The organism is Paraburkholderia sp. RCC_158 (assembly GCF_041355255.1).
Lineage (GTDB): Bacteria > Pseudomonadota > Gammaproteobacteria > Burkholderiales > Burkholderiaceae > Paraburkholderia > Paraburkholderia graminis.
Genome location: NZ_JBFUPM010000019.1, coordinates 28,378 through 41,091 on the forward strand (window position 1 = coordinate 28,378; position 12,714 = coordinate 41,091).

Below are 12,714 nucleotides of genomic sequence, written 5' to 3' on the forward strand. Positions count from 1 at the left end.
CCCGCGATGCTTGATGGGCTCAATCCGCAGCAGCGCGAGGTGGCGGAGCTTCGCCGGCACTGTGTCGCCATTGCATGTCCGGGCGCGGGCAAGACGAAGACTATTGCCGCGAAGGCCGCGTTGCTTCTTGCCGATCCGCACGCAGTTGTCGGCGCGGTGACGTTCAGCAAGGACGCGGCCGTGGAGTTGCGCGCCCGGATCCTCGCATTGGCCGGCGCCGGCGCGAGAAGCCGGCTGATCGCGGGGACTTTCCATTCGCTCGCGAACCGACAGCTAGGCAAACGCGATATTGCGACGGATGGGGACCGCGCGGGTCTTCTCGCGCGCGTGCTTGCAGAGCTTGGGCTCCAATGGAAGGTCGACGAGGTGATTCCGGTCATCGAGCGGATCAAGACCAACTTTGGGCGCGTGGATGCCAACAGCCCCGACGCCCAGCTGTACCATGCCTATCAGGAAGCGCTCACGCGTAACGGCAAGATCGACTTTCAGGACATGTTGCGACTGTCCGTGGCTGGCATGGAAAGCGGGGACATTGAACCATACGGGTTCACCGATCTGCTCGTTGATGAATTCCAGGATACGGACCCGCTGCAATATCGCTGGGTCGAGCTTCACGCAAAGGCGGGCGCGAACGTCACGGTCGTCGGTGACGATGATCAGAGCATCTACGGCTTTCGCGCCGCGCTCGGGTTCCGCGGCATGGAGAGCTTCGCAGAGTCCTTCAGCGCGCAACGCGTCGTGCTGGGCAGCAATTACCGCTGCCGCACTGAAATCCTGTCGGCGGCCGACCGCGTCATCCGGAATAACGTCGAGCGCGTGGCGAAGGTGCTGCGGGCCGAGCGCGGTGCCGGCGGCGCGATTGCCACGCGCCGTTTTGACGATGAGTACGCGGACGCTGTGGCCGCCGTCGAGCAACTCCAACCCCAACTCAGCGCGGGTAAGTCGTGTGCGATTCTCGCGCGCACCAATCGCATTCTCGATCCGATTGAAGCCGTTTGCCGCTCTCACGGCGTGCCTTACTACCGTGCCTCGGGCAGTTCGGTGCTCAACCGGCCTCAGGGGGCTCTGATGTGCAACCTGCTGCTGATAGTTGAGGGGCGCAAGCAGAATGGACTGGACGCGGTGCTCGGTTACACCGGCATGAGCTCGACACACCTCAGTGCGCTGCACCGGGACATGGGCGCGGAGCTTGTCCAGCGAGCAAAAAAGGACCTCGTCGGTCTCGGCTTGCCGGAGGACACGGCAACCGCGTATCGCGCCTTCATGAAACGGCTCGCGGAGTGGACGCAGATGTCCGAACGCAAGTTCTATTCACTGGCGCTCGACGGGGTACTTGAAATGATGATGACCTACGCCCGCGACGACCAGGCAAAGCGCGCGATCCAGGCAACATACGATGTGCTGTCGCGCCTGACGGGCACGTTTGGCGAGCGCATCGAGTATCTGAAACGTGACAACAACAAGCCTGCGGACGGTGCACTGGTGCTCACGACCATGCACAGTTCGAAGGGCCTCGAATGGGATCACGTGTGGATTACTCGCGCCGAGGAAGGCGTCGTTCCCGACGAGAAGGCTACTGAATCGGAGGAGCGTCGGCTTTTCTATGTCGCCATGACGCGCGCCCGGGACACGCTCACCATCGCTACGATCAAGAAGAACCCGGTCTCACGATTCGTCATCGAATCCGAGGTTCGCTGACTCAATGGAGTTGTTAATGCTGAAGCGCCTGTTCGGCGTGCTGGGTTACGTGCCGGCGTCGTCCCTAAGGATCGTCCCGGAGGACGCGCAACAACCCGCGGTAGAACGGCCTGCGCTTCATCGGCTGTCCATCCGGGAATTTGACTATGGGCGCGCTAGCGCAGACGCTCAGTGCCACTGGCACTCTGACGGGGAAGACTTCCACTACGCCCTCGGTCGTGACGATTGGGTCCCCCTCGCGGTCGCCGGCTTCTGTCTCACGTCCAGTCGTCAGTGCCTGGCGTGGCTCGACGAGAGCTTGCGGCTGCGCACCGGGGTAAGCCAGGATGTAATCGACGGGTGGCGCCGGGCGAACCAGCCCGTGCTGCAAGCATGCGGATCGAGGCTGGACCAGCGGGTTTCCTTCCCTTCGCGGCAACAGGACACCGGTATCGCGGAAATGGACACCGTGCCGTTCATCGCGGTGACGGAAATGGCTGAACTGTTTGCGCTGGCGTGGCAGCGCGCGCACCTCAATTCGCCGTTCGTGTTCCTCGGTAACTCTACTCCGTATGTGGCCCTCGGCGGCCACCACGTTTTGCGCGCTGTTCGCGATGCCAATGAATACGCATTGGAGCGAACGCTTGAATGGCTCGCACTGTGGCTGGAAGCGCGCGGGCTAACTGTTGACCGGCGCAGGCATGTGGTCCATATGCCCGGTTATCAGGCGCTCTACTATCGTGGGTCCGCGGAGATGTGGGATTAGGTCGACTCGCGCTAGCGTCACAGCCGCCGAAATAAGAAGGGGCGCTCCATGCGGATGCGCCCCTTCTTGCATTGTCCGATACGGCGGTGTGTTTGCGTCAGGGTGATATGACGCGCAGTGTAAGAGTCAGGCGATAGCGGCTGTCCCTGAGCGGCACGTCGACCGTCTGGCCAACCGGAACATCGACGTGAATGTCGTTCTCAGACAGACCGTGCACATCGGGTACCTCCGAGCGGCAGTCTGCGGTGCCAGCCGGATGCATGCCTTCGAGCGTCGTATCACGCGCCGATACGGTCAGTTGCGCCTTACTGGAGTCGATCGTGATGGGCTTGATCAGCAGCGCCCGGCCTACGAACAGGCTCTCACTTCTCACAGTTCTCGTCGGACCGTCGCCGGCGCAGGTGGCATAGGGCGTGCTCTTTCCGCTGAACAATGCGAAGGGGCTGGCGCCGAACGCCTCTGAAAAGAGCAGATGGCTCGCTACCTGGATCTCCTGGCCGTCCTTCAGCCAGGCAATATCGAGTTCCTGCGGCATCGTTGCAGCGCGTGACTGCGCGGTTACACTGGCTAATCCAAAGACTGCAAGCGCGATTGCGAGTTTTCTCTTCAATTGTTTTCTCCGGATCGGAAGTGATTGCTCGGATGTCGGCCAGCGGATCGGGCACGTAACGCAAGGCGCTACGGCAAGGAATTAGCGGCCGCGTCCAAAGGTGTTGCCGGCGGCCGCACGTGAGAGCTGCTGGACGTTGCTCGAGTTTTCGATCGTCAGTTCGCTCTTGCGCTTGATCTGACCTTCGAGCGTCGCGCGGGGACCCAGCCGGATCGTGCCGTAGTAGTAGACGTTGCCCTTCACGCGCCCGTTGATTTCGAGCACGCCTCGCGCGTGTACGTCGCCCTCGACGGTCCCGTCAATTCGTACGTGCTCGCCCTCGACCTGACCTTTCACCATTCCGCCCTGGCCGATGTGAAGCAGCCCCGAGTTCGAGACGACACTGCCATCGACAATGCCGAAACTGCTGAGACCGTGGTCGAGGATGACATTTCCGTGGATCGAAAGTCCGGTGGAAAGCAGCGTTACGTTAAGTGGTTGAGATTTCATGCCGGGACCTCATCAGAACAGTTGAACATCGCCGGACTTCGCGGCCGGTGCGGTGGGTTGCGCAGGTGGCGCTGTGGGAGCGTCGTGGGTCACTGAAGGAGCAGCTTCACGATGTGGCTTGATGTGATGAATGGGACGCAACGCCGGACGCGTCGCCGCAGGCTGCGACCTTTCGGGCTGCGAGGCAGGGCTCGCTGCGGTGCTTGCCGCAACTCGCGCGGCGGCAGGGTCCTGGCGCTGGGCGGGCTGTGTAGCGACGGGTTCTGACGCTTGCGGTGGCGTCTGCGCCGCGGGCACTGTTGCACGTGTCGCCCTGATAGGCGAAGCGGCCGCCTGCGTCACTACCGCGGCCTGCGAGTCATGCGCTGGCGCAACCACGATTGGCGTGGGAGCCGTGAGGACCTTCGGGTCGACATGAGAAAGCGGTGTGTGTCCGCCCGTCATCGCAGTGTCGAGATCGCCGGAGGTCAATGGTCGAGGTGGCGCGGCGTTCACCGGCATGTCAGCGGATGCGGGCTGCTGGGCCACTGCCGGTGCAGATCGGCCGGGCGTCTGCGCGTCGTGCGGGACGTGAGCCGCCGCATGCATCGCCTGCCATATCCGGGCGGCGCTTACGCCACCTGCCCCGGCGATTGCGGCGATAGCAAGCGCGAGCAATGCGGGTCGTCCGGCGCTGCGCATCTTCGACATGAGCGCGCGGGCCGAAAGCGAACCGCTCGCTGAGCCCTCGGGCGCGGGCAGCATCGGCATGGCCGCGGTATGGCGTGAAAGATCTATGATGACGGGCCGAGCAGTATATTGCGCGTGCAGAGCCTGAATTTCTCTGATGTCCATTTCCTCTCCAACAGGGTGATGGGACGAGCGTATCCATCCGGCAGCAACGTCAAGTGCCGGCGAAATCGACTACGGAATGATGCGGTTCAGGAGCCCCGGCGTTCGCCGTCGTACTCGTACTGGTCGTTGTCAGGCATGCAGACCTGAACGATGTGCTTAAGCCGTCGTTCCGCGTTCGAAAGCATCCGGGCGCGTGCTTCAGGCGTGATCTTTCCCATCACAACGGCCGCCAGCGATTTAACAAAGATGCGGTCGAACTGCGTGAGGCAGCGAACGAGCAACCCGGCGAGCGGGCGCGTGACGACGAGTTCGATCTCTTCGTGCGGCATATCAATCGCGCGTAGCTCATGGCGCGCGAGCCAGCCGTCGGTCTTCCGGAGCCACTCGGCGGTTTCCCGCAATGCGTTTTCAAGAGCGCGGACCTTACCGCCTCGCGCGACGGCGATCTTTGCCGCGCAGAAGTTGTAATCCGAGCGGATGTAGTCGCGCGCAAACTGCGAGCTATAGCGCAGGACCGTTGTTGTATCGGATTCCGGATTGATCCGGGCGATACGCGTGTCACTGGTCAGGCGCTCAATAGGCTTCAGCCCGCTCAGCGGTGGGCTGTCGGCTGGGGGTACGTCTTTGTCCGGGCGCTCTGGCTCCGGGAGGAAATCAGGAACTGCAGCCATGGTATTTTTCGGGTGGTCTCTCTCACCTCCAATTCTGCGTGCGATAGCACACATAGACTCGGGCAAAAGCTGCGCTGTTTTCGCGATCTTTCGGGGCTATCCGCGCTCACTTTTGCGCAATACTGACTCTACTTCTCGCGTCTCTGACGCATCGACATGACCCGGCCAGCCCGGAGTCCATCTTCTGTACCAAGCCGTGCTCGCAGCTTTACCCCGAGGCATGCTCCGACCAGTTGGCTACTGGTGTGGAATTTTCTTTCTGATGAGCGCCTCGCCCGCGCTCCCCATTCATTCAGTCGTAAAACTCGTCGCCGGCCGCATTCATTTGCGCCGCGACATCGTTCGGACCCGGACATCGGGTGTTCTCTCTCCAGAGCCCGTCTGGGTAGAACGATCGAAGTCGACTGAACCGTGATCCTGCGGCGGAATGCATTTTCCGAAAATGGGCTGTTGCGCAGCGTGACCATGCTGCGCGAGGACGACTGACGTCCTCGTATATGAGCCCTCGGCTCCCTGAGCGCCACGACCCCAGAAGGGTTGTGGCGCTCAGGTCATTTTTCATCGAATCCCGAAACGCGTTCCTCATTCCGAGGGACGCGTTTTTTTTCGTCCCGTTGTCCTGTCCAGAAGGAGGTCTTCAATGCTTCCCGACCGTCTTGATGAGCGCATTGCCGAAGCGATCAACCACACGATTGCCGAGGAGCGCGCCACTGCAAATACCGCATCGCCGGCATGGCGGGCGCGTTGCGAGGTCGCCCAGATCGCGAAATATAGCGATCCGGATCGACGCGTTTTTCTTTCCCATATAGCCGAGCGCCGCGGAGACGCGGCCGCACATGAACTGGAGCAGTCAGCCAGCGAGTTGCGCACCACGGCCATTTTCTTTCTAGCGAGGAAACCCTCATGAACGCAGTAGTCAATCTGGTCAACGGCCCTGTTCGCAGCGTCGTTGAAGAGCGCGCGTTGCGTCCACCGGTCATCGGGCACATTCGTCCGGGCATTAAAGTCCTCACCTCGAAAGCCCGTGGCAACGCGCGTGCGGTCGAGTTGTACAACACGATGGTCGCGGCAGGTGATTCGTTCGATACGATCGCTTCCGTGCTCGAGTCGAAGTGCAATCTGAAAAACGCGCTGGTGCCGAAGAACACCGCGTATTTCACCTGCCGCCGGTCGGACTTCAACAATCCGGACGTGGCCGACGAAATCCTGCGGCTCTATGGCGAGGACCGCGGTGACGGCGTGAAGCTTTACCGGTTTCCCGTGCTGTTCGCGTTCAATGACTGGATGCAGAACCTGCCGAACCAGATGACCGTATACGGCACAAATGGCCGGAAGTTCTTCTCCCAGTACGAGCGGGATGGGATCCGCTATTGCATGACATATGCAAAGATCGAGCGCGATCCGCGTGCGCAACGTGTAATCCGGCACTTCGGCGGACGCACCGTCATCCGTCGTCAGGATGAGGCGATTCCGGACGGCATCTGCGATCCGGAACAGTGCCCGCAGTATCAGGCGCGACACTGCAACCTGTCTGCGAGCTTCGTGTTCGCGGTCCCGGACATCAAGGGGCTCGGCCTGATCGAATTGCCGACGAACTCGATCTATGTTCTGCAGAAGGCCTACTCGGCGATGCAGACGGTGCAGCTTGCTCGGGGCAAACTGACAGGCACGCGTTTCTGGATCACAAAACGCGAGTTCGACATTACGCGGATCAACGAGCACGGCGAGGCAGTGAGAGCGAGCCAGATGCTCACGGTACTCGATGCAGACATCGATATCGGTGCGTTGCTCGACGCAGCCGATGATGCGCCTTCCGCGCTGGAAGCGGCGAGCCAGGCGATCGCGCTGATCGAAGCGGGCGGCAATGTCGTGCGGCTCGGCGGCGACGTCGATGCAGCGATCGGTAACGCGGTTGCTGAAGGTGTCGTGATGGATGCGTGTGGCGCGCCGGCAGCCGAAGCGGAAGCGGGTGCGACTGTCAGCACGATGGTAGCTGTTGGAACTGAAGCTGCGACGGCAAACGAAGCCGCGGCGGCGACCGTCACCACCGCTTCGACGGCAACTGCAGGCAATGCGGCTACCACCGGTCCATTGCTGCAACACGTGCTTGCCGCACAGCCGGCGACGGCCGGACCGACGGAAACGCTTGCAGATAAGCGCGACCGGATGTCCGACCTGCTGCAACGACTTGGCCTGAGCGCGGATGATCGAAAACAGGACTTCCGCATCTACGCTCACACGAGGTTCGGGCGCGGCTGGACCGAGCGCGAGCAGGACGTCGACCAGATGAATGAGCGACTCGTGCAGGCTCTGACGGACCGTGAAGCGTTCGATCGCGAGATCGGCGCGGCCAGACAGCCGACGTTTCTCGACTGACCTGACGTATCTTCAATCCTTGCCAGCCCTTCGGGGCTGGTTTTCCTTCCTGCTTTTCCGTCTGCTTTGATTGCGAGAACATTTCAGCAAGCCCGCGTTTGCTCAAATGCTTTCGACCGCGCAACTGCGCATCGAAAAGAGCCCGCCTCGGCGGCCCATTCCCTGTCTGGTTTCAAGGAGTCGTCCTGTGCGCAAGATCGGCAATTTCACCGCGTTTTTTGGCGCGGACGATGTGTTCAGCAACTGGCATCCCTGCCGCTTCACCTATCACGACGTTGCGTTCACGAGCGTTGAGCAGTTCATGATGTTCTCCAAGGCGAAGCTGTTCAGCGACGAGAAGTCGGCTGCTACGATTCTCGCCACTCGCGATCCGATGACCCAGAAGATGATCGGCCGCAAGGTGGCCGGCTTTGATCAGCAAATCTGGGTAGCGAAGCGCGAGTCGATTGTCTTCGTGGGATGTCGCGAGAAGTTCGCGCAGAACCCGGGACTCAGATCCATCCTGCTTGCCACGGCGCCGACCGAACTTGTCGAAGCCAGTCCCTACGATCTCATCTGGGGCATTGGTCTGGGCGAGCGCGACCCGCGGTTGACTGACCGGTCGCAATGGCGTGGACAGAACCTGCTCGGCATCACGCTGATGCGGGTTCGCGATGCGCTCGCCATGAACTGATCATCCTTTCTTCACACCCTCGCGGGTGTTCATCCATGAGGCTGCCTTCGGGCGGCCTTTGTGCTTTTTACGGAGGCGAATTTGAAACTCGCTCATTTTTCTGACCTGCATTACGCGCCGGACAATCTGGCCGAATCCGAACGCTGCTTCAGCTTTGCGGTGGGTGACGCGATCGCGAGCGGCGCACAGGTGGGTGTCATTTCCGGCGATTCGACCGATCATCGGCTTGACGCTCATGCGCCGTCCCTGCACGCGCTTGCGACCCAGGTTCACCGGCTCGCTAACGCGATGCCCGTACTGATGCTGCAAGGCACGTTCTCTCACGAACCTCCGGGCACGCTCGACAACTTTGCGTTGATGGGCGGTGCTCATCAGGTGCACGTTGCCGACCGCGTTTCCCAGGTCGCGCTCATCGATGGCCGCTTCTGGCCCTCGACTGGTCCGGTCTTTTCGGATGTCGAGTTGGAGCAGTTCATCGCCGTGAAGCCTGAACTCGTGTTCACGTGCCTTCCGACGGTCAACAAAGGCCAACTGGCCGCGAGCGTTGGCGCGCTCGCGGCCGGTACGGAACTGGGCGATGTGCTTGCCGCATATCTGGCGGCGGCAGGCCGCGTGAACACGCAGCTTCGGGCAGCGGGTATCCCGACGGTTGGGGTCTCGCACGGCACCGTCAATGGCTGCACGACGGAGCATGGCGTGGTGATGGCGGGCTTCGATCATGAGTTCTCGCTCACGGCGCTCTTTGAGGCCGAATGCGATGGGTTCATGCTCGGCCATATCCACAAGGCGCAGCAGTGGGCGCGCGAGGGAAGGCTGGTTGCGTATCCCGGCTCGATCGGCCGGTTTCATTACGGCGAAGAGGGCGAGAAGGGTTATCTCGCGTGGGACGTGCAACCCGGTCTGGCGAGCGCAACGCTCATCGCGACGCCATCGCGTCAGATGGTCTGTGTCGATTTTGACGGGCCGCCCGATATGGCGCGCCTTTCTGAAATCGCCGCTGACGCCACCGACAAGTTCGTGCGTGTGCGCTGGCAGATCGACGAGGAGCATCGGCAGGCCGTCGATCGCGAAGCCATCAAGGCGCTGTTTTCCGGCGCTGCGGGCCTCAAGGTCGAATCGCGGGTCCTTCCGGTCGTGCGTAGCCGTGCCGAGGGCATCAGTCTCGAGACGACGGTCGAGGGAAAGCTCGCACGGTGGGCCGAACTGACTGTCGTTGATGTCGGTCCACTTCAGGAGCGCTTGCAGTTGCTGGTCTCGGCCGAGGTGGAGGCGATCGCATCAGATGTTCTGGCGCGCATCGACTCACAGCCGGATGAGCGGTCTGGTCCGCAGACGCTTGCAACCGTGCTGCCGCACCCAGCGGTGGGTGCCATCGCGGCACATGCGCCGGCAGCTTCCCCGGCGCCGTCGGCGCCCGCTGGCACTGAGCCTTCAACGCTGGACTGGCTGAATGACGATCTTTTTGCGGCATAGCCGCCATGTAGCGGGAGTGGCCTGTAAGGCGCTCCCGCGCGGGACACGAGTCGTGTTCCGGCAGCACGTCATCCGCGTGCTGCCGGAACCAGATTTACCCGCGTCTCTGACGCATCGATCGCAGTTCGCTGCATCCATTTTCTTTCTAACCCTGGCGGGGAATCATTCCCCCAAGGGGATGCACTCCGCCGTTTTTCCCGGAGTGTCCTCATGTTTGGTCTTTATCCCGCCGGCACCCGATGGGTCCGGCACTTCTCTGCAGCACGTGCGCCTCGCGAGATCCAGAAGGCCCTCACGGCCCACGCTGGATTCAGCGCAGGCATTTTCCATCAACCTTTCGGAGAGAACCGCGGCGCGGTGATCGCCCAGAAAGGTCGTTTGCTGGTACTCGCTGAACGCATCGATTCGGCGAGTGCAGATCTGGCGCTGGTGCCGGATGTGCAGATGCAGAACCTGCTCTGGTCATTCCAGAGCGGTTACGCAAATCAGTGGGGTTCCCGCGAGCTCCGTGTGCTGACCGGTTGCGACAACTGGGATGCGTTGTTGCGGCAGGCAAGCGCCGATTACGCGCAGGCCTGCGACCTTGTCGAGGAAGCTGTCTCGGGCGCGCTTGAAGCGAAGGCGGCAGAGAAGCGTGCCGCCGAGCAGCTGGCCGCTGAAAAGGCGGCTGCAGCACAGGCGTCGGCCGCGTCGCATTCTGCGGCAGATCCTGTCGTCGGCACCATGTACGCCAATGACGACGATGTGCCGTGGCTGCCGTCGGACTACCTGTTCGATGCCCCGCATCCGGAGGTCGCCTCATGCGCCCACTAAAGCTGACCCTGACGGGTTTCATCGGCGTGCGCGACGGTATGAAACGCGAGAGCGTCTCACTGGATCTCGCGTCGCTGCCGACTGGCCTTATCGCGTTGACGGGTCCGAACGGCGCGGGGAAATCCACGATCATGGATAACCTGCATCCGTACCGGATCATGCCTTCGCGGGCGACGAAGCTCTCTGTCGACGGATTCTCGTACTGGGACCACCTGTACGGGACGCACGCGCTCAGGGAGTTCGAATGGGAGCACGGCGGTGTCCATTACCGTTCATCGTTTGCATTCCGCAAACCGGGAAAAACCGGCAAGGCTGAGTATTTCCTTGCATGGTGCGACCCGAGCGGCAAATGGCAACCGATGCAGACCGGAAACGGCACGGTGTCGGACGGGAAAGCCGAAACCTACGATGCGTGCGTCGAGTCGGTATGCGGCTCGCTGGAGTCGTTTTTCACCAGCGTTTTCTCCGCGCAGAACCGCCGCCCGCTCGCTTCCTATGGTGCGAGCGAAATCAAGGCACTGCTCGCGGAGCTTCTGCATATCGACCATCTGCGCACGCTGGCGGCGAAAGCCGGTGACGTCGTGAAGGTTCTCGGCCGTGCGCTCGATGCGACGCACCAGCAGCTTGTTGCACTCGGGGCGAAGCGCGACCGTGTTGTGCAGATTGATCAGGCCATCGCTTCAGATGTCCAGTCACTCGTCGCGGCTCGGGAGAGCCGGGAGGCACTCAATGCGCGCGCAGTCACGCTGAGCGATCAGCGCGCAGTTCTGGTTGCAAAACAGACTGCGAATGTGGATGCGCAAGCCCGGTTGCGGGAACTGGCCGGACGACGCAGTCAGATCGCTTCGTCACTGCAGGCGCTGGCGAACGACAGCGCGGCTGACGATCGCCGCTTTGCGCAGCGCCTGTCGGCCTTGCGCGAGTCGATTGCCGGTCACAACGCGGTGATTGGGCAGCGTGATGCCATCCTGGGTGCTGCCGCTGCGCGCGATGGTGCCCAGGCACGTCTGGCGGGCCTTGAGGCGCGTGTGGAGCCAGTGCAGCAGGCCATCGCGGCACTGGAAGCCAAGCAGCTTGAGTTGGCCGCCGCCACTTCACGCATCAACGGGCTCACGTCCGAGGGTGAGTCGAAGGCGTCGTTGCTCAGGTCTCTGGAACAGCAGGCTAGCGTGATCGCTGCCGTTCCCTGTGCAGGTCACGCGATGCATGACACGTGCCCTCTGCTTGCCCAGGCGCGTGAAGCCAATGCGAAGGTTCCCGAGCGGCGCATTTCGCTCAACAACCTTCGTGTCGCGTTTCGCACGAGCCGCGAAGCAGTGGATCGTTTGACGCCCGAAGTGCAGCAGCTTGCTACGCGACGCGCCGAACTGAAGACGCTGTCGGCAGAGATTGCCGCTTCGCGGCGTGATCTGCAAATGGCAATCGATCTTGCGGCACGCAAGCCATTACTTGATGCAGCAACCGAAGGCGTTCGCAAGGCCAGTGAAGAACTGGCCGCCGTGGAAGCCGAGGCGAAGGCAGTTCGCGAGCGACGGCAGGTCCAGCAGGACAGCCTGTCGTTGCAGGTGCGCGAGCTCGACGCAGAAGTTGCGCGGCTCGGTGCCGAAGACGTGAGCGCTGCCATTGCTGATCTGGACCGGCAACTGACGCAATGTCGTGACGGCATCACTGCAGCCGACGCACGGATTGAATCGCTGATCCGTTCACAGGCGACGCGTGAAGTCGAGCGGCAGGCGATCGCAAACGAGCTTGCGGGATTCGACGCGACGCAATCGCGTGCGAACCGCATCTCTGACGAGATCGCCAGCTGGAAGCTGCTTGCGAAGGGTCTTGGCAACGAAGGTGTGATTGCCCTGACGATCGACGATGCGGGCCCGGCGCTGACGAAGATGGTGAACGACCTGTTGCTTGCCTGTTACGGCATGCGCTTCACGGTCGAGATCCAGACTCAACGCGCACTGGCAAGCGGCGAACTGCGGGAGGGATTTGAAATCCTCGTGCACGACGCCGATATCGACAGCACCAAGGCGGTGACGGTGATGTCGGGTGGCCAGAAGGTCTGGATCAACGAATGTCTGACCCGTGGCATTGCGCTGTATCTGGCCAGTAACGCCGGTCAGCCATATCAGACGCTGTTCAGCGACGAGTCCGATGGTCCGCTTGATCCGCAGCGCAAGCTGCAGTTCATGCGCATGAAGCGCGAAGTTTTGCGGCAGGGCGGCTATGAGCGGGAGTTTTTCATCTCGCAAACGCCGGACCTGGTTGCCGAAGCGGACGCCGTTATCGATGTTGAGGCGCTTGCCGCCTGAAGATTATTTTTTTCTTTCAACCC

General features: G+C 61.8%; 13 protein-coding genes. 8 read left to right on the forward strand and 5 right to left on the reverse strand.

What is annotated here, in order from left to right:
* The first annotated feature begins 6 nt into the window (after nucleotides 1-6).
* Nucleotides 7-1,698, forward strand: coding sequence for an ATP-dependent helicase (locus AB6809_RS27670; protein ID WP_371027572.1), 1,692 nt, complete (start codon nucleotides 7-9; stop codon nucleotides 1,696-1,698).
* Between the two features lie 16 nt (nucleotides 1,699-1,714).
* Complete coding sequence (locus tag AB6809_RS27675) at nucleotides 1,715-2,443, forward strand: hypothetical protein (RefSeq protein ID WP_371027573.1); 729 nt, start codon at nucleotides 1,715-1,717, stop codon at nucleotides 2,441-2,443.
* A gap of 97 nt (nucleotides 2,444-2,540) precedes the next feature.
* On the opposite strand, the gene AB6809_RS27680 is transcribed toward AB6809_RS27675, so the two are convergent.
* The 3 genes from AB6809_RS27680 to AB6809_RS27690 form a co-directional block, all read right to left on the reverse strand.
* A complete protein-coding gene (locus AB6809_RS27680) occupies nucleotides 2,541-3,053 on the reverse strand; it encodes a hypothetical protein (protein WP_371027574.1) in 513 nt (170 codons plus the stop codon).
* Between the two features lie 81 nt (nucleotides 3,054-3,134).
* On the reverse strand, nucleotides 3,135-3,542 hold the full coding sequence (locus AB6809_RS27685; RefSeq protein ID WP_371027575.1) for a polymer-forming cytoskeletal protein: 408 nt from the start codon (nucleotides 3,540-3,542) through the stop codon (nucleotides 3,135-3,137).
* Nucleotides 3,543-4,462: 920 nt separating this feature from the next.
* Nucleotides 4,463-5,047 carry a DUF1845 domain-containing protein gene (locus AB6809_RS27690; protein ID WP_371027576.1) on the reverse strand — a complete coding sequence of 195 codons (585 nt, stop codon included), beginning with the start codon at nucleotides 5,045-5,047 and terminating at the stop codon, nucleotides 4,463-4,465.
* A 640-nt stretch (nucleotides 5,048-5,687) separates the two neighbouring features.
* Here AB6809_RS27690 and AB6809_RS27695 point away from each other — a divergent pair.
* The 3 genes from AB6809_RS27695 (at nucleotide 5,688) to AB6809_RS27705 (ending at nucleotide 8,096) form a co-directional block, all read left to right on the forward strand.
* Entirely contained in the window at nucleotides 5,688-5,954 is a 267-nt protein-coding gene (locus tag AB6809_RS27695) for a hypothetical protein (protein ID WP_371027577.1), read from the forward strand.
* A complete protein-coding gene (locus tag AB6809_RS27700; protein ID WP_371027578.1) occupies nucleotides 5,951-7,423 on the forward strand; it encodes a hypothetical protein in 1,473 nt (490 codons plus the stop codon). Before AB6809_RS27695 ends, AB6809_RS27700 begins: the two co-directional genes overlap by 4 nt.
* Before the next feature lie 187 nt (nucleotides 7,424-7,610).
* The gene (locus AB6809_RS27705; RefSeq protein WP_214882138.1) at nucleotides 7,611-8,096 is read left to right on the forward strand and encodes an NADAR family protein; all 486 of its coding nucleotides are present in this window, start codon (nucleotides 7,611-7,613) and stop codon (nucleotides 8,094-8,096) included.
* Here the strand turns inward: AB6809_RS27705 and AB6809_RS27710 are convergent, their stop codons facing one another.
* On the reverse strand, nucleotides 8,097-8,405 hold the full coding sequence (locus tag AB6809_RS27710; RefSeq protein ID WP_371027579.1) for a hypothetical protein: 309 nt from the start codon (nucleotides 8,403-8,405) through the stop codon (nucleotides 8,097-8,099).
* On the opposite strand from AB6809_RS27710, the gene AB6809_RS27715 reads away from it, so the two are divergent.
* Together AB6809_RS27715 and AB6809_RS27720 are read left to right on the forward strand one after the other, a co-directional pair.
* Nucleotides 8,397-9,569, forward strand: a complete 1,173-nt coding sequence (locus tag AB6809_RS27715; RefSeq protein WP_371027580.1) for an exonuclease SbcCD subunit D — start codon at nucleotides 8,397-8,399, stop codon at nucleotides 9,567-9,569. The two genes, AB6809_RS27710 and AB6809_RS27715, sit on opposite strands and share 9 nt — an antisense overlap.
* A 210-nt stretch (nucleotides 9,570-9,779) precedes the next feature.
* A complete protein-coding gene (locus tag AB6809_RS27720; protein ID WP_371027581.1) occupies nucleotides 9,780-10,382 on the forward strand; it encodes a hypothetical protein in 603 nt (200 codons plus the stop codon).
* Nucleotides 10,383-10,654: 272 nt separating this feature from the next.
* Here the strand turns inward: AB6809_RS27720 and AB6809_RS27725 are convergent, their stop codons facing one another.
* Nucleotides 10,655-10,999 (reverse strand): hypothetical protein, encoded by a 345-nt coding sequence (locus AB6809_RS27725; RefSeq protein WP_371027582.1) that lies wholly within the window; start codon nucleotides 10,997-10,999, stop codon nucleotides 10,655-10,657.
* Here AB6809_RS27725 and AB6809_RS27730 point away from each other — a divergent pair.
* Nucleotides 10,964-12,691: an SMC family ATPase gene (locus tag AB6809_RS27730; protein ID WP_371027583.1), complete on the forward strand. Its 1,728-nt coding sequence runs from the start codon at nucleotides 10,964-10,966 to the stop codon at nucleotides 12,689-12,691. The genes AB6809_RS27725 and AB6809_RS27730 overlap by 36 nt on opposite strands.
* The last annotated feature ends 23 nt before the right edge of the window (nucleotides 12,692-12,714 follow it).